14 protein-coding genes and 1 tRNA gene are annotated in these 17,638 nt (G+C 52.0%); 8 read left to right on the top strand and 7 right to left on the bottom strand.

Annotated elements, in window-relative coordinates:
* Positions 1-9 precede the first annotated feature (9 nt).
* From hydA to ygeW, 4 genes are read right to left on the bottom strand one after another with little or no spacing between them, the layout of a single operon-like run.
* Entirely contained in the window at positions 10-1,416 is a 1,407-nt protein-coding gene (gene hydA, locus HVX64_RS19095; protein WP_044254051.1) for a dihydropyrimidinase, read from the bottom strand.
* Positions 1,417-1,464: 48 nt separating this feature from the next.
* Positions 1,465-2,676 (bottom strand): YgeY family selenium metabolism-linked hydrolase, encoded by a 1,212-nt coding sequence (locus tag HVX64_RS19090; protein ID WP_042999385.1) that lies wholly within the window; start codon positions 2,674-2,676, stop codon positions 1,465-1,467.
* Positions 2,677-2,732: 56 nt separating this feature from the next.
* Positions 2,733-3,929, bottom strand: coding sequence for a diaminopropionate ammonia-lyase (gene dpaL, locus HVX64_RS19085; RefSeq protein ID WP_044254053.1), 1,197 nt, complete (start codon positions 3,927-3,929; stop codon positions 2,733-2,735).
* Between the two features lie 56 nt (positions 3,930-3,985).
* The gene (gene ygeW, locus HVX64_RS19080; RefSeq protein ID WP_042999387.1) at positions 3,986-5,173 is read right to left on the bottom strand and encodes a knotted carbamoyltransferase YgeW; all 1,188 of its coding nucleotides are present in this window, start codon (positions 5,171-5,173) and stop codon (positions 3,986-3,988) included.
* A gap of 467 nt (positions 5,174-5,640) precedes the next feature.
* On the opposite strand from ygeW, the gene HVX64_RS19075 reads away from it, so the two are divergent.
* Entirely contained in the window at positions 5,641-7,419 is a 1,779-nt protein-coding gene (locus HVX64_RS19075) for a sigma-54-dependent Fis family transcriptional regulator (RefSeq protein WP_042999388.1), read from the top strand.
* Between the two features lie 88 nt (positions 7,420-7,507).
* On the opposite strand, the gene xdhC is transcribed toward HVX64_RS19075, so the two are convergent.
* From xdhC to xdhA, 3 genes are read right to left on the bottom strand one after another with little or no spacing between them, the layout of a single operon-like run.
* Positions 7,508-7,987, bottom strand: coding sequence for a xanthine dehydrogenase iron sulfur-binding subunit XdhC (xdhC, locus tag HVX64_RS19070; RefSeq protein ID WP_042999389.1), 480 nt, complete (start codon positions 7,985-7,987; stop codon positions 7,508-7,510).
* The gene (gene xdhB / locus HVX64_RS19065; RefSeq protein ID WP_044254056.1) at positions 7,984-8,862 is read right to left on the bottom strand and encodes a xanthine dehydrogenase FAD-binding subunit XdhB; all 879 of its coding nucleotides are present in this window, start codon (positions 8,860-8,862) and stop codon (positions 7,984-7,986) included. The genes xdhC and xdhB overlap by 4 nt, the downstream gene beginning before the upstream one ends.
* A gap of 10 nt (positions 8,863-8,872) precedes the next feature.
* A complete protein-coding gene (gene xdhA / locus HVX64_RS19060; protein ID WP_044254058.1) occupies positions 8,873-11,170 on the bottom strand; it encodes a xanthine dehydrogenase molybdenum-binding subunit XdhA in 2,298 nt (765 codons plus the stop codon).
* 321 nt (positions 11,171-11,491) lie between these two features.
* On the opposite strand from xdhA, the gene actS reads away from it, so the two are divergent.
* The 7 genes from actS (at position 11,492) to arsD (ending at position 17,626) form a co-directional block, all read left to right on the top strand.
* A complete protein-coding gene (gene actS / locus HVX64_RS19055) occupies positions 11,492-12,229 on the top strand; it encodes an amidase activator ActS (protein WP_042999392.1) in 738 nt (245 codons plus the stop codon).
* A gap of 79 nt (positions 12,230-12,308) precedes the next feature.
* Positions 12,309-12,382 (top strand) — tRNA-Gly (locus HVX64_RS19050).
* Between the two features lie 114 nt (positions 12,383-12,496).
* The gene (locus tag HVX64_RS19045; protein WP_181825114.1) at positions 12,497-14,098 is read left to right on the top strand and encodes a site-specific integrase; all 1,602 of its coding nucleotides are present in this window, start codon (positions 12,497-12,499) and stop codon (positions 14,096-14,098) included.
* Positions 14,091-14,732, top strand: coding sequence for a DUF4145 domain-containing protein (locus tag HVX64_RS19040; protein WP_021563833.1), 642 nt, complete (start codon positions 14,091-14,093; stop codon positions 14,730-14,732). The genes HVX64_RS19045 and HVX64_RS19040 overlap by 8 nt, the downstream gene beginning before the upstream one ends.
* Before the next feature lie 610 nt (positions 14,733-15,342).
* Positions 15,343-15,906, top strand: coding sequence for a hypothetical protein (locus HVX64_RS19035; protein WP_181825113.1), 564 nt, complete (start codon positions 15,343-15,345; stop codon positions 15,904-15,906).
* A 956-nt stretch (positions 15,907-16,862) separates the two neighbouring features.
* Positions 16,863-17,216 carry an As(III)-sensing metalloregulatory transcriptional repressor ArsR gene (arsR, locus tag HVX64_RS19030; protein ID WP_042999394.1) on the top strand — a complete coding sequence of 118 codons (354 nt, stop codon included), beginning with the start codon at positions 16,863-16,865 and terminating at the stop codon, positions 17,214-17,216.
* Positions 17,217-17,263: 47 nt separating this feature from the next.
* Positions 17,264-17,626 carry an arsenite efflux transporter metallochaperone ArsD gene (arsD, locus tag HVX64_RS19025; protein WP_000855179.1) on the top strand — a complete coding sequence of 121 codons (363 nt, stop codon included), beginning with the start codon at positions 17,264-17,266 and terminating at the stop codon, positions 17,624-17,626.
* Positions 17,627-17,638: the final 12 nt, after the last annotated feature.

Here is a 17,638-nt window from a genome sequence, read left to right as displayed (position 1 = left end):
CCTCACTTATCATACACAGTTATCTGTTTCACCCACGCCGGGCGGGGTAAACGGCTTACGTCGTAAGAAGCGGCCCCGGCCTGCTTTCCCTGTAAAGACGCCATCGCAGAAGATCGTTTCACCACGCGACAGCGTTCTGACAATCGCACCCTGACAGCGGAACCCCTCCCAGGGCGAATAATCAGCGTTATCGTGCAGGTGAGCATGATGGATCGCCTGGCTCTGGCGGGGATCGATAATCACCACATCGCCATCAGCGCCAGGTGCCAGTTGCCCCTTCTGCGGCCATACGCCGAACAGCCTGGCAGGCGTCGCGCTGGTTAACGCGACAAAGCGTTCAGGGGTAATTCGCCCGCTCATCACACCTTCAGAAAAGAGCAGTTGCAGGCGGTTTTCCACGCCGGGCAAACCATTCGGGCAGCGGCTGAAATCGCCGCCTGAGATCTGCTGGCGCTGCGCCATTGAGAAGGTGCAGTGGTCAGTCGCCACCACGTCAATGGCGCCGTCACTGATGCCGCACCAGAGCTTGTCCTGCTCGCGTACATTGCGTAACGGCGGGCTGAGAATGAAGTTCAGGCCGTCTTCCCCGTCATAACGGCGTTCATCCAGCAGCAGATATTGCGGACAGGTCTCTATCCACACGGGCTGATGATTCGCTTTCGCCAGGCGTAAATAGTCCAGTCCCAGGCCATTGGACAGGTGGACGATATACAACGGCGCGTTTCCCGCTAACTGCGCAAGGTTAATCATCCGGGCGATGGCTTCGGCTTCACATTCCAGCGGTCTGCTCAGGGCGTGATAGCGTGGCGACGTTAAGCCAGCGGCAATGAACTCGGCCCGTTTACTGGCGATGGCGGCGTCGTTTTCCGGGTGGACGGTGGTCAGCGCGCCGGACTTGTGCAAACGGCGCAGCACCTGCAAGGTTTCATCATCGTTGAGTTTGTACTGGTAGGTCAGATAGAGCTTGAAGCTGCTGATGCCTTCTTCCACCATCATCGGGATCTCGTCGAGGATGGCATGATTGACGTGCTGAATGACGCCATGGAAACTGTAGTCGATCGCCGCTTTGTGCGCGGCGTACCCCTGGTAGACTTCCAATTGATGGCGCAGGCGACAGCCTGACGGGCCAAATCCCATATGGTCAATAATGGTTGTTGTACCGCCACACGCCGCGGCGCGGGTGCCGGTAAAAAAATCATCACAGCTACGGGCGAGGCCGGTGTCGATATTGAAATGCGTATGTACATCCACGCCGCCGGGAAAAACGTAACATCCCGCAGCATCAATCACTTCACACGAAGGGGGCGGCGTAATCTCCGCATCCCGTTGACGAACGATACCGTTCTCAATCAGCAGGTCCTGTTTAGCCTGTCCGTCGGCGTTAACGGCAATGCCATTTTTAATCAATACGCGCATAGCACACTCCAGAAATCCCCCGGTAAACCGGGGGAGACAGATGGATCGTTATTTCGTTGCCAGCCAGGACAGTGGAATGGCAGCGTACATCGCGGCGCAGGTCACCAGATGTGATTTCCAGGTTTTTTCGTTTGGCGCGTGGGCTTCGGGTTCTTTACCCGGACCAAAACCGATCACCGGAATACCGTGACGTCCCATAATCGATACGCCGTTGGTGGAGAACGTCCACTTGTCGACCACCGGTGCTTTGCCGAACAGACCTTCATAGGCATTGACCAGCGCTTTGACGGTGAAGTGATCTTCTTCCACTTTCCAGGTTGGGAAGTAGCATTCGGTCGGGTAAACCAGCCCGGTCCAGGAAGGGCGGTCATAGTTGTACATCGAGACCACCGCATTGGCTTTTTTTACAGCCGGCAGGGCGCGAATCTCTTCCAGCGCGCCTTCCCAGGTTTCACCCCAGGTCAGACGACGGTCGATGGAGACGGCGCAACTGTCCGCCACGGCGCAGCGGCTTGGCGAGGTGAAGAAGATTTCGGAAACGGTTAAGGTCCCTTTACCGAGGAATTCGTCATAAGCCAGATGTTGTGACAATTCCTGTAACTCGTTGAGGATTGGTCCCATTTTAAAAATGGCGTTATCGCCGCGTTCCGGGGCGGAACCGTGACAACTGACTCCCTGCACATCAATGCGTATTTCCATGCGCCCGCGCTGTCCACGATAAACCTGGCAATCAGTCGGCTCGGTACTGACAACAAACTCCGGACGGATACCGGATTGCTCAATGATGTACTGCCAGCACAGACCATCGCAGTCCTCTTCCTGTACCGTGCCGGTGACCAGCAGCGTGTACTCATCTTCCAGACCGAGATCTTTAATGATCTTCCCGGCGTAAACCATGGACGCCATGCCGCCTTCCTGGTCAGACGTGCCGCGTCCACCGATCAGTTCATCGGTCTCCATCCCTTCATAGGGATCAAAATTCCAGTTGTTGATGTTGCCGATACCGACCGTGTCGATATGCGCGTCCATTGCGACCAGGCGCGGGCCATGGCCGATGTATCCCAGAATGTTGCCCATCGGGTCGATCTCGACTTTATCGAAACCGACTTTCTCCATTTCTTGTTTGATGCGATGGATAACCCGTTTTTCATCGCAGCTTTCGCTGGGAATGGCGACCATGTCGCGCAGGAAACGCGTCATGTCTTCTTTGTAGTCGTTTGCTTTTTCAAGAATCAGTTTAAAAGGAATGTGCTTAGCCATGACTTTTCTCCAGTGTTCGCTCCCGAATCTCCTGGGGAGCGTTTTCCAATAGGGGGTTACAGTGCGACCGGATGTTTGCCTTCCCAGACCACTTCCCGGTAGTGCTTCACATCGGTATCGCCTTCGGTACTGATGACCAGCACAACGGCATCTTTATCTAACGCCAGTTTGTCCATCAGGGCCTGGCGCTGTGGGTGATGATGGACGGCAGCCAGAACGCCCAACCCTACGGCGCCGGACTCGCCGGAGATCACCCGTGGGTCGCTGCCAAAAGGATTACCCAGCACGCGCATGCCCAGCGCGGCGACGCTGTCCTGGCAGGAGATAAATTGGGTGGCGCAGTTGCGCAGAATTTCCCAGCCGAGCGGGTTAGGTTCACCACAGGCCAGACCGGCCATGATGGTTGCCATATCTCCCCCAACGTTGACGATGTCGCCTTTCACGCCGGAACGATAAATGCAGTCCGCTTTGTCCGGTTCGACGATAATGCTGTGCAGGTTTTGCGGGCCATAGACGTCGACCAGATAGCCCAGCACGCCGCCCGCCATGGCGCCAACGCCAGCCTGTAACAGCACGTGGGTCGGTGTGACGTCCAGGGCGCGCATTTGCTCAACGGCCTCATCGGCCAGCGTGGCGTAGCCCTGCATAATCCAGGTGGGGATTTTGGTGTAACCTTCCCACGCGGTGTCCTGCACCACTTCCCAGCCGTTTTGTTGGGCGTGCTGCATGGTCAGACGAACGGTATCGTCATAGTTCATGTCGGTGACAATGCACTCCGCGCCGAGGTTGAGAATGGCGTCCACGCGTTCTTGCGCTGAGCCTTTCGGCATGTAAACCACCGCATGTTGTCCGAGTTGTTGTGCCGCCCAGGCAATACCGCGACCGTGGTTACCGTCGGTGGTGGTGGCAAACGTCATTTTTTCGCCGATGGCGTTTTTGAGCTGTTCGAAAGAGAGCGTCTCAATATCAAGATGATATTTCTCACACAACAGGCAGGCGATGGCAAAAGCCCCGCCGAGCATCTTGAACGCGTTCAGTCCAAAGCGTTTTGACTCATCTTTGACGAGGATTTTTTTCACGCCAAACAGTTGGGCGAGGTCATCCAGCGCACAGAGCGGCGTTGGGTGGTAGCCAGCGATCTTTTGATGGAACTGGCGAGCCACTTTGGCCTGTTTTTGCGAAAAAAGGGGCGATGTTTCACCGTTGTAAAAGCGGTTATCGGCAATATCGATCTTCAGTGAGAAAACGGACATATCCTATCCTTTTGGCCTCCGGAAAGGAGAGCCGACCGGCAGGTCGGCTCAGGGGGTTATTTCACGCGTGGTTGCGCTTCTTTCAACAACTGCTCCAGCAGTACGCCAGGCTTCGGATATTTGCGGGAGAGGATCATCGCGGCGATGATGTAGGGCTTCCAACTGGCTTCTTTGTACGTTGCGATGCGGTATTTTTCGAATACGGCGTCGGTGACTTCCCCTTCTTTGCAGGAGACGCCGCTGATATCCGCGGGCAGGCAGTGCATATACAGCGCTTCGCCGTCGCGGGTGAGTTGCATCATTTCTTCAGTGCAGTGCCAGTTTTTATGCTTTGCGTTTTGCTCAAGACACTGTCTTTCCAGCTCTTTCAGGGCCGCGTGATCGTTGGCGCGCAGAAGTTCGGTACGTTCTTCCATCACTTTGTAAGGCGCCCATGATTTCGGATAGACGATGTCGGCATCTTTGAAGGCTTCTTCCATGCTGGTGACCTGGCGGAAGCTGCCGCCGGACGCGTTCGCGTTGTTTTTCGCCACTTCAATCACGTCCGGGATCAGGTCATATCCTTCCGGATGCGCCAGGGTGACGTCCATACCGAAGCGGGTCATCAGACCGATAATGCCTTGTGGCACAGAGAGGGGTTTGCCGTAGCTGGGTGAGTAGGCCCAGGTCATGGCGATTTTTTTACCCTTAAGGTTTTCCAGCGAACCAAAATGTTCACGTAGCCAGGCCAAATCCGCCATCGCCTGTGTTGGATGGTCGATATCGCATTGCAGGTTAACTAACGCCGGACGCTGCGGCAGCACGCCCTGTTTGTAGCCGTCATCCAGCGCGGCGCCGACTTCACGCATATAGGCGTTGCCCGCACCAAGATACATGTCGTCGCGAATACCAATGGCGTCGGCGCAGAAGGAGATCATATTGGCCGTTTCGCGGACGGTTTCGCCGTGCGCGATTTGTGATTTTCCTTCGTCCAGATCCTGCTGAGCCAGGCCGAGCAGGTTAAGGGCGGACGCGTAAGAAAAGCGGGTACGGGTGGAGTTATCGCGGAAAACGGAAATCCCTAATCCACTATTGAAGACTTTGGTCGCGATGTTTTCGGCACGCAGCATCTTCAGCGCAGCAGCGACGTCCAGGACTTGTTTCAGTTCATCCGGCGTCTGTTCCCACGTAAGCAAAAAATCCTTCTCGTGAAGGTGTGAGGTCAGCGAATTGATATCCTTTATCAGCTCATTAACAGTTTTCATTGTAAGGTCCTGGTAGTGGAATGACGGCAAGGTGGCTTATTCGCGGTAATGACAAGCGGCATCACCGATATACCAGGGACTAACAATAAGCGTGCCAAAATGAATCCGACGGCGGATAAATAGGAAATCATCAGGCAATATGTGGCACTGATCACAGAATAAAGCTATCTGTAATTCGTCATGAATATACGAAAACGTTTGGCTTAATAAATAACGCAATGTGTCAATGAACTGACTGACAGAATAATACCCGGAAGAAGAGTAAATACCGTCAGTTTGATAAACTCACTGCGCTGATTCTCATATTGATATAGAAATGTGATTTCTCTTGCATATTTTCATTATAAAATGATAAAGAGCCTGTGTTTTTATCAAAGCAAATTTTGTCTGAGTTAGTATCCTTATATTCTACGAACCATCAATGTCTTCAATGATCAATCATTTAAGTGATTCCGGAAGGTAAGACTATGGTGCTTGCAACAACGCAGTCCATTTTGATGCAGATTCAACCTACCATTCAGCGTTTCGCCAGAATGCTTGCCAGCGTTTTGCAACTCGAAGTTGAGATCGTCGATGATAACCTCTGCCGCGTCGCGGGAACCGGCGCTTACGGGAAATACCTCGGACGCCCGTTGAGCGGTAACTCCAGACTGTTGCGCTATGTACTGGAAAGTAAAAAAGAAAAGGTTGTGACGCATTCCCGCTTTGACCCGCTCTGTGAAGGCTGCGATAGCAAAGATAACTGTCGCGAGAAGGCTTTTCTGGGAACCCCCGTCATTCTGCAGGACCGCTGTGTAGGAGTGATCAGTTTGATTGCCGTAACGCATGAACAGCAGGAACATATCAATGACAACCTGCGCGAGTTTTCAGACTATGTTCGCCATATATCCACTATTTTTGTTTCAAAACTTCTCGAAGATCAGAGTGGGAGTGACAACATCAGTAAAATATTTTCGACAATGATCGAGAATATGGATCAAGGTGTATTGGTCATTGATGAAGACAACCGCGTACAGTTCGCGAATCAAACCGCGTTAAAAATTCTTGGTGCGGTGCAGAATAATATGGTGGGAAAGTCGGTCAGGTTTCGGCCATTAACGTTTGAAAGTAATTTCACGCACGGGCATATGCAGCATATCGTCTCCTGGGATGATAAAAGTGAACTGATCATTGGTCAGTTGCATCATGTGCAGGGACGGCAGTTATTCCTGATGGCCTTCCATCAGTCGCATACCAGTTCCTCTGTATCGATTGCCACCGATGAACCGCATATTGAACAACTGGTGGGTGAATGCCGGGTTATGCGCCAGCTTAAGCGGCTGATCGGCCGTATTGCCCCCAGTCCGTCCAGCGTCATGATTGTGGGGGAGAGCGGCACCGGAAAAGAGGTGGTCGCGCGCGCCATTCACAAACTCAGCGATCGACGCAATAAACCGTTTATCGCCATCAACTGCGCGGCGATACCGGAGCAGTTGCTGGAAAGTGAACTGTTTGGCTATGTTAAAGGCGCATTCACCGGCGCCTCCGCCAATGGGAAAACGGGCCTGATTCAGGCGGCAAACAGTGGAACGCTATTTCTCGATGAAATTGGCGATATGCCCTTGATGCTACAGGCTAAACTGCTCAGGGCGATTGAAGCGAGGGAAGTGTTGCCGCTTGGCGCGAGCAGTCCGGTTCAGGTCGACATCCGCATTATTTCAGCTACCAATCAGAACCTCGGGCAGTTTATCGCCGAAGGCAAATTCCGTGAAGATCTGTTCTATCGACTGAACGTCATCCCACTGACTCTGCCCCCACTACGTGAACGACAGGACGATATTGAGCTACTGGTGCACTATTTCCTGCATCTGCATACTCGCCGTTTAGGGCTGGTCTATCCGGGGATTGCACCGGATGTAGTGACCCTGCTCAGACACCATCAGTGGCCGGGAAATCTGCGTGAATTAAGCAACCTGATGGAATATCTGGTCAACGTGGTCCCTTCAGGCGAGGTGATCGACAGTACGCTTTTACCGCCAAATCTGATCAACAACGGTAAAGCGCCGGAATCCGTTGGAGCGGTCGCTCATGCGGCGCAGTTGCTGTCTGAGGATACCGGCGGAACCGCGCTGGAAGAGATGGAAAAGCAGATGATTCGCGAAGCGCTATCTCGCCACTCCAACAAAAAACAGGTGGCGGATGAGTTAGGCATTGGGATTGCCACGCTTTATCGCAAAATTAAAAAGTACGAGCTGCTGAACGCATAACTCAACGCACAACCGCGTTCAGGTTGCATCAGGGGGCGAGTATGTGAACGCTACTGACCCGGAGGCAGCCTGAAGGATGCGGTGTTAATTATTCAGGCTCAGTGCAGCGCTGGACGGTATCGACAATCATCTGATAGCCAGTACAACGGCACAAATTCCCCGCCAGACCACGACGGATCTCCAGAATGGTTAATGGTTTTTCCCGCGGTTTTGCCAGCAATGCGGTGGTCGCCATAATCAGACCCGGCGTGCAAAAACCACACTGCACGGCACCGGATGTCGCATAAGCCATCTGAACACGCGAGAGCTGACTGCCAGCCGATTCACCTTCCAGGGTACGGATCTGTTTTCCGGCTGCCCACGCGGCAAGGTACAGGCAACTGTCGATGGCCGTACCGTCAACCAGCACCGTACAGGCTCCGCATTCACCGACACAGCATCCCTGTTTGACGCTCAACAACCCTTGTTCGCGCAGGAGTTCAGAGAGCGGCATCCCCGGCATGATGCTGAGCTGAAAAGGGTGATCATTAATGACGCATTCCAGCGTGATTCGGTTAGTGTCATTCATTGCAGCTTTCCTCCCGCCGCGACAACGGCTTCAGTAACCACTTTCCGGGTCATCGTCTGGATGAGATGCAGACGAAATTCCTTACTTGCCCGCCAGGAAGATCGCGGGGCGACGTCCTGCAGAACGGATTCAGCGATCGCGTCCAGCGTCTGGTGGGTCAATGGCGCATTTTGCGCCGCGCTCTCTGCATGCTGACAGCGAACTGGTGTCGGAGCCGCAACGCCGAATGCCAGACGAAGTTCTTTAAAACCGCCGTTATCCAGTTGGCATCGTGCCGCACAACCAATGGTCGAGATGTCCATCGCATCGCGCATGGCATATTTAAAATGCGCGCTGCCAGTATGCGCCCTCGGCTGCGGTGGAAAATGAAAGGCGACAAGGATTTCATCTTGCTCAAGAGCAACTTTTCCGGGGCCGGTGTGAAAACCGTTGATGTTGGTAAAACGCACCCCTTTTGGCGAGGCGATCTCAAGCGTGGCGTCATAAATCAGCGTTGGCGTGGCCGAGTCTGCGCTGGTTGCGCCATTACAGATATTCCCGCCGTAGGTCGCGACATTACGGATTTGCGGTCCGGCGATGGAGGTAGCTGCCGCACACAGGGCTGGCAGATGTCGTTGCGCGACGGGATGCTCGATAATCTCGCTAAAGGTGGTAGCGGAACCGATACGCAGCCTCTCTTCCTTCGACAGGGTAATGCCTCGTAATTCGGGCAGATCATGGATATCGACGATATGACGGTAACGCGCATTGTGATGATGAAGTTGGATCAGTACGTCGGTTCCGCCGGCGAGCAGTTTCGCCTGCGGATAGCGCGCCAGCAGGCTGACAGCCCCGGCAATGTCTGAAGCGCGATGATAAGAAGCAAAGTCAAACATGATCATATCCTCAAATCAAGCCAGCCTGGTGGAACTCCGCATATAACCGCTTTGGCGTCAGTGGCAGCGTATCAATCGCAACGCCTGTGGCCATTTTCACTGCGTTACGAATGGCTGCAGCAACAGGAATAATAGGCGGCTCGCCGAGGGATTTATGTCCATACGCCGACTGCGGCTCCTGCGTTTCAACGAATGCGCTCTCCAGTTGCGGCAGGTCAGGCATGGTCGGCATTTTGTAATCAAGGAGATTCGGGTTACGCACCAGACCACTTTCCCCATCGATGATCATCTCTTCAAACAGCGACCAGCCAATGCCCATTCCCATCCCGCCATGCACCTGACCTTCCGCCAGTTGAGGGTTCAGAATATGGCCGGAATCGTGGACATTGAGGATGCGGTTGATGGTGACCTTGCACAGGGCGATATCGACGCTCAGATCGACAAACGTGCAGCCAAACGCCGGTGGGTTAGTGGTGGTTTTCACCGAGCATTCCGCAGACAACTGACCGCCGCGCTCCGGATGATAAAACGCATCCATCGCCAGCTCTTTTAAGGACAGCAACGGTGAGTCCGGGCGATCGATAAGGACGATGTGGCCTGCCGTCAGCGTCAGGCTCATGACGGACTGATGCAGCATGTCGGCAGCGTGAAGAAGGATCTTATCGCGCAGTTGAAGTGCTGCCTTGCGCAGTGCCGGTGCGGTGACATAGCTTTGGCGAGAGGCGAAGGCGCCAGGGTCGAAGGGGGTAATGTCGGTATCCTGGGTGGAAATAACGTGCACATCGCTGACCGGTACGCCGAGAGTTTCCGCCACCATCTGTGAGAAAACGGTATCCGCCCCCTGACCGATTTCCGTGGCTCCGCTCTGCACGTTGATCGTTCCGTCCTGATTCATCAGCAGACGGGCACCAGCGATCTCCACGCCGACCGGCCAGGTGTTGGAGGTATAACTAAAACAGGCGACGCCGACGCCCCGGCGGATGTTGCCTTGCTGGTGCAGACATTCAGCGCGACGGGCGTCCCACTCAAACAGCGCGCGGCCTTTTTGCAGGCATTCCGGGAGCCCCGCGCTGTAGATGCGTTTGCCGGTAATCGGGTTCGTGTCGCCTTCGCAGGCCGCATTGCGCAACCGAACCTCGACCGGATCGAGACCCAGCGCCGTTGCGGCGTCATCCAGCATCGATTCTACGGCAAAGATCACCTGCGGCGCGCCGTAGCCGCGCATCGCGCCAGCGGAAGGAAGATTGGTATAGCAGGTGGTGGAACGGTAAGCGTATGCGCTACGGGGATAGAGGTAGGCCACTTTGTTGCCGCCCGCCGAGGCGATGGAATGCCCGTGTGAGGCGTAAGCGCCAGTATTTGACAGAACATCCAGACGATAGCCTTGCAACGTGCCGTCGCGATTGAGCCCTATCTGTCCATCCATCGTGAACGCATGGCGGGTACGGGAAGCGAGAAAACATTCTTCACGGCTGAGAGAGACTTTCACTGGAATACCGCCCAGTTTGCGCGTCAGGAAAGCGGCCATGGGTTCTTCCAGCACATCCTGCTTGTTTCCAAATCCGCCGCCGACGTAAGGTTTGATAACCCGCACGCATGACCACGGAATGCCCAATGCCTGGCCCACGACCCGGCGTACGATGTGTGGGATCTGCGTGCTGGAGACGATGGAGATTCGCGAGTCATCTTCCATCCAGGCCAATGAAGTGATGCTTTCCATATGGCAATGTTGAATCACCGGCGTCTGGTAATGTCCCTGGAGTTGGTAATCAGCGGCATCAATGGTCTGCTGGACATTCCCGGTGGTCATTTCACTGCGATTGAGCAAATTACCGCCTGGGTGAATAGGGACTGCGTCATCCGCCAGAGCCGCTTCTGGCGTGGTGATCACCGGGAGTTTTTCCCATTCCACATTCACCAGTAAGGCCGCTTTCTCTGCGGTTAACGCGTCCCTTGCCACAACAATCGCGACCGCATCGCCATGATGGCGTACGTGGCGGGTCAACAGAAAACGGTCGGCGGTGTCACGTTTGTTCTCATCCAGCGTCCAGGCGTGCCCTGCCGTGGCGAAGGGAATATCCGGTACATCTTCCCAGGTAAACACGGCCAGTACACCGGGCAGGCTTTTCGCCTCGTCACAGTTGATGCTGGTGGCGTAACCGTGGGCAATCGGACTGCGAACGTATTTGGCATAACACATGCCCGCCATCATGTAATCATCAGTATATCGAGCCCGCCCGGTCACTTTAGCGATGGCATCCACGCGCATGCATGACTCTCCGGTAGCGGTTGCTTCCCGCGCATCCATAAACGTCCCCTTGATTTAACAATTCGGTTCCTGAACAACCGTTAAATCAGGCAAGAATTACGCCAGAAGCGCAAAGTTGCGCCGTGAGAAAAGGGAAGTGTGACGGAGATAATAATATGGTCTGTCGGGAGAGGGATCCGACCTTTGACGATGAGCACCTTGCGTATCATTATGAGTTTAATCAACTCATTGTGATACACGGTAAGTGGCGGTGATAGCGTTTATCAGGCGGTCCATGAGGGGACTAACCGATTCAATAAATTTGGCATCCGGATTATGGCTGTTATCATATGGCGTCTGTGAATATTGCGAGGAACGGTTTTGAGCGCAGGACGCCTGAAGAAAAATAGCCTGGGTATTGCCATGCTGCTTTGTGCGGGATTGCTTGTCGTGGGCTGCTCGGGGAGCAAATCGTCTGATTCTGGCGCCGTTTATACCGTCAAACGGGGAGATACCCTTTACCGTATTTCACGCACGACAGGCACCAGCGTCAAAGACCTTGCGCGTCTGAACGGCATTTCGCCGCCGTACACCATTGAAGTTGGGCAAAAGCTGAAGCTCGGTGGTTCGAAAACGGCCTCATCGAAATCCACTAAAAAGTCGTCTACCAAAACAGCCTCCGCGAGACCGTCTTCTTCCGTGCCGCAATCGTCCTGGCCACCGGTAGGGCAACGTTGTTGGCAGTGGCCTGCCAGCGGTAAGGTGATCCTGCCTTATTCCACTGCGGATGGAGGGAATAAGGGGATCGACATTTCCGCTGCCCGCGGTACGCCGGTTTATGCCGCCGGGGCAGGGAAGGTGGTCTACGTGGGCAACCAACTGCGGGGCTACGGTAATCTCATTATGATTAAACACAGTGAAGATTACATTACCGCCTACGCTCACAACGACACGATGCTGGTGAATAACGGGCAAAGCGTGAAGGCGGGACAGAAAATCGCCACGATGGGCAGTACTGATGCGGCCTCGGTGCGGTTGCACTTCCAGATTCGCTACCGTGCGACGGCCATCGACCCGCTGCGTTACCTGCCGCCGCAGGGCAGCAAACCGAAATGCTGACGGTGAATTAATCGCCAGTCAGCTGGTCTGTCCCTTGCCAACAAGAGCGTAAGGTTTATAATGCCTTACGCACTCCAAAGCGGGCGTAGTTCAATGGTAGAACGAGAGCTTCCCAAGCTCTATACGAGGGTTCGATTCCCTTCGCCCGCTCCATGACACTTCTTAAAGTATTCTAACTAACTGAATCCCAAGGGATGCGGCTTCAAGCCTTCTTGCAGAGTTACTTACTGTAACCCACTGTGTAACCCTCTCAGGGCATACAGACATATGATTCAGCTATCCAGCAGCCACAAACTCCCAGTTGTCACCTATCTCTACCAGCGTCACTGTATCTACTATTTCCGTCTTCGAGTCAGACAACCAAACAATGATAGAATGACCTCAGTATCATTACGGACCAAGGATAGACGCACCGCTATGGCCCATTCACGGCACATCAAGGCAGCACTCAAGGCAATACATGCGGACAGACCGAACGCCACCTATGAGGAGATGAGGGAACACCTTAAAGACATCGCCGAGTGGGAGCTTTCAACGGGGCGTTCTGACCTCTTCGAACCTGACATGAGGGAGACGTACAGCGGACTCTATGTAGAACTCGGTGAGAATCTTGTTGATGCACTTGCCAGTGAACCACTCAGTATTGACCAGCATCGTTACATTCATGAGGCTCTGGGAGTGCTTCAGGCGTGTATGAAGCGTATCGACGCAGGAGACAGTAAACCTCTTATAGATTACATCGATGAATTTGATGGTATTCATCGGTCAAATGAGAGTAACTCGATGTCCCTATCTGTTAATGCTCCAGAGGTAAAACCCAAAGTTACCGTAGCGAGTCTCTTTGAGCAATACGAAGTGGAGAACTCTCAGAACTGGAAGCCTGCCACCTTAAGAGAAAACAAAGCGTCATACGCTGTATTAATCGAAATATTCGACTATCTCGGTCTTAATGCTGACGCTGATAGGGCTGACATACTCAGGGTCCGTGATATGCTCCAGAAGTTACCAAAGAACCGTAAGCAGCGCTTCAAGGATGCTTCATTGACTGACTTGCTAAACCGGGATGATAAGACAGATTGTTTGGATGTTGTCACCATCAATAACAAGTATCTCATCAAAATGGCGGCAGTCTTTAAGTGGGCTGTCCGTAATGACCTGATTAAAAAGAATATGACTGAGGGGCTGGAACTGAAGGTCCCTCAGCGTAAAGCATCTGAGGCCCGTAATGCTTTCTCTACGGAGCAGGTGAGGCAACTACTGGTCGCCGCTAAATCGTACTCTCTGAAGTCCTCTGGTAAGCCCTATCACTACTACGTTCCCGCTTTGGCTGCTATCACTGGTGCGAGGCTCAACGAGGTGGCTCAACTTCAGGTCAAAGACGTTAGGACCACTAAGGCTGGGACCGTCTATATCCATATCAATGAAGATGATAGTAGCCTGCCCGGTAAGAGCATCAAGAACGTTCACAGTGATCGCTGTGTGCCTCTGGTTGATGAGGTCTATGGTTTCGTATTGGCTGACTTTATGGCGCTTGTAGAGACCCGTAGAGGCACTGATGGTGATGACGCTATGGTGTTTGATGGTCTGCGCCTGATGAAGAACGGTTACGGTGAGCAGGTGAGTAAATGGTTTAACAGAACGCTGTTACCTAAGGTTCTGGCTGACCGTGACGGTTTGGCGTTTCATTCGTTTAGGCATACAGTTGCGACTCAGTTAAAACAACATGGTGTCGAGTTAGCGTATGCTCAGGCGATTATGGGGCATAGCTCAGGATCTATTACTTATGACCGTTACGCTAAAGAGGTTGAGGTGGATAGATTGGTTATTGTGATGACTGATATTTATAAGGAGAGTAGAGTAAATGGCTGAGTATTACCCTGCGGAATACGGAAAAGAAAACTTTAACTGTCCCCGATGTGGTGTCTACGCACAACAACACTGGAAACAGCTTCTTTTTAGACCGATGGATGGTTATTCCAATACAGAAGCTGCTCCTATGCATATGGCGATTTGCGAGCATTGCGATGGTTTAAGTTTCTGGTTTTCAGAACAAATGATCGTTCCTGCGTCTTCTAATATTGAAATGCCAAACCCGGACATGCCAGAAGACTGCAAGTCTGACTACATGGAAGCACGCAGTATCGTCAATCTATCACCTAAAGGGGCTGCGGCACTCCTTCGTCTATGCCTCCAGAAACTGATGGTTCATTTAGGAGAGCCGGGGAACAATATTAACGCTGACATTAAGTCTCTAGTTGAGAAAGGTTTACCTCCTCGCATCCAGCAAGCAGCCGACATTTGTCGCATTGTTGGCAATCAGGCTGTACACCCCGGAGAGATTAGCCTTGAGGATGACCCACAGTTAACGCATAGTCTCTTTAAGCTGTTGAACATCATTGTCGATGACCGTATTACGAGACCAAAAGAGATCGAAGCGATGTTCCAGAGTATGCCAGAGGGACCACGGCAGGGAATCGAAAAGCGCGACAAAAAGACAGCTTAGCAATCAATACGACTCACTTTAGGGAGAGGAACTCTGAGTAACTAACAGAAAGTGTGGCTCCATGCCTTCAGTCGCTAATTTTCATTCACAGATTCACCTTTAAGTCAATAAAAATCAATGCGACTCACTATAAGGGAGAGGGACGACAAAGAGTTTCCCTCTATGACAACTAACCGTAGCTTATCGCATCCTTTCAGGGGCGGGATGACCAATTACGGACACCAAGCGTTCAACTTAAAGTGAATGCTTCCTGTGTGCTCTGGGTCAGTCGATAAGTGAATAGCCAATGACAGTAATCATATTAATATGGCCTCTGGTCTACAGGGGCTAAACTTAAAGTATTACTTAAAGACCTTAGAGTTATATTACTTGTTTACACAAGATAATAATAAGAACTTAAAGAAGAACATTAAGAGAACTTAGCGTTATCTACTTCATTAGTTGCTTCAATTTGAAAAAACGTTCAGTGTCTCCACATGAAACCATTCCTATTAATCTCAAAGACATTCTAAGTGTGTATCCTTTGTCCTGCTGGTCTCCCTTCGCTTGGGGACTTTGAGTGGGTCCGTAGGGTTCGGTTTAGGGTGCATATTTAAAAGGTAACCAAGCAATGAATAATAAACATAAACATGCAGGTCATATTATTACTATTGAAGGCCACAGCTTTAAGTCTAATGAGTCTGGCATGTGGAACCTTACAGAAATATGGAAAATCCTCGGATTACCAAACAATAAGCTACCCTCTCAGTGGCGCGGCAAGGTAACAAAGAGGCTCGCCGACATGCAAAAAATGCACGTCGAGAAGATTGGTATTGAAAGCATAACCTACGCAGACAAACAGGCAACCCTCAAGTATGCCGGATGGGTCTCTGAAGATTTCGAGGACATGGTCTATGCGGCCTTTGAGGCTATCCTTGAGATGCCTGAAGTTGCCACGGTCGTTGCTAATAAGATGGTCGAACTTGGCTATCACGCTGAAGCTGAGCTATTGGAACGTCATAAGGACGACTACAGGGAAGCTATGCAGACCCTTAACAAGATTGGTAAATGTGTTGACGGTAGGAAACCTGAGCGCATCTACAGGGCCGTGCTTAACGGTCACCTGACGAAATCCCAAGGGTTATCCATGATTTCTCGCAGCAGCGTCTGGTATGCCCGAACACTGAATCTATGATAGCTATCGATCTCCATAGATATGAGCGATCAATTTCATGTTACCGATCGAGACAAACGATCAACACAAAGGCTGCAATCAGGCTATCCTACCCTCAGTCTCTGAATGGATTACTTTAGGAAAATCATTATGGTAAGAGGTATGGGGTCGTTCATTGTTATGGCTGCGCTACTATTGGCTATGGGATGTATGGCTGGTTATATATACGGTGGTATCTCGTGGTCTACCTATTACGCAGTTGGTCGGGCTGTTAAGGCGTTTTGGTGGGCCGCCGGAATATTGTTCATTGCCGGCATAGTGTATCGCATTGTTTTCAATAGGCTGTCAGGTATGTGCGGTATCCTTTTATTTGTAGCCATTGCTGTAGCTCTGGTGCTGACAGGTTTTCATTATGCGGTTGGCGGCAGTGCTTGGTGGCGGTGAGTGATGCTTACAGCCTTTTTCTAAAATCTCCCACAAAAATCTGAGCGTCTATCTAATAGTTTACTCTCTCGTATTGTCCCCGTAGCCTTCCTTGATTTTGCCCTGAAACGAGGGAGGCTACCCCTTGAAGTTGAAACATTGAGACCCTTCCAGATGTTCTAACCTTTGTTCTATTCTTTTTGTGGGAATATTACATGTATCCGGCCTTGACCAAAGATCACTCAACGTGTAACCATAACTGTAACCATAAGGATTCATCATCTTTTAAGAAACAAATGGTTAACGGTGAGTTGTCTTCGATACTTCGATTCCCTTCGCCCGCTCCATGACACTTCATACTTAAAACTCTCCAGTTTACTGAATCCAAAGGGAAATAGCTTAAAGCCTCCTTGCTGAGTTCCTTACTGTAACCGACGGTATAACCCTCATAGGGTTAGTGAGAAGTCTTGCTTTATTCATATATGGAAATTCAAATATAATTTGACACTGTACGGTTACAGCGAGATATTGCGAAACAATAGCCGGGGGGACTTATGCCACAATTATCATCTCTACAACTCTTCAAAAACCTCTCCGATGAAACCCGCTTGGGCATTGTGTTGCTGCTCAGAGAGATGGGAGAGCTGTGCGTGTGCGATCTCTGTACGGCGCTGGAACAGTCACAGCCCAAGATCTCCCGCCATCTGGCAATGCTCCGGGAAAGTGGACTATTGCTGGATCGCAAACAGGGCAAGTGGGTTCACTACCGTTTATCCCCGCATATTCCTTCCTGGGCCGCTCAGGTGATTGAGCAGGCCTGGTTAAGCCAACAGGACGACGTACAGGCCATCGCCCGTAAGCTGGCATCAGCAAACTGCTCTGGCAGTGGTAAGGCTGTTTGTATCTAAAAAATTTGCCTGTACATATATGTTTTTACGGATGTGAGGTGTTAAAGATGAAAACGTTAACCGTGTTTGATCCTGCGATGTGCTGCAGTACCGGCGTTTGTGGTTCAGATGTTGATCAAGTTCTGGTTGATTTCTCTGCGGATGTGCAGTGGCTGAAAGGACGTGGCGTACAGGTTGAACGTTACAACCTGGCGCAGCAGCCCATGAGCTTTGTTCAGAACGAGAAAGCGAAAGCATTCCTCGAAGCATCTGGAGCAGAAGGGCTTCCGCTGCTGCTGTTGGACGGCGAAACGGTGATGGCAGGGCGATACCCAAAACGCGCTGAGCTGGCTCGCTGGTTCGGCATTCCGCTGGAGAAGGTTGGGTTAGCGCCCACCAGCTGCTGTGGTGGTAATACTTCCTGTTGCTGAGTATGTCAGGAG

It is taken from the genome of Citrobacter sp. RHB20-C16 (assembly GCF_013890155.1).
Lineage (GTDB): Bacteria > Pseudomonadota > Gammaproteobacteria > Enterobacterales > Enterobacteriaceae > Citrobacter_A > Citrobacter_A amalonaticus.
The sequence above is the reverse complement of the archived record's forward strand: the minus strand, read 5'-3'. Positions and strand labels throughout refer to the sequence as shown.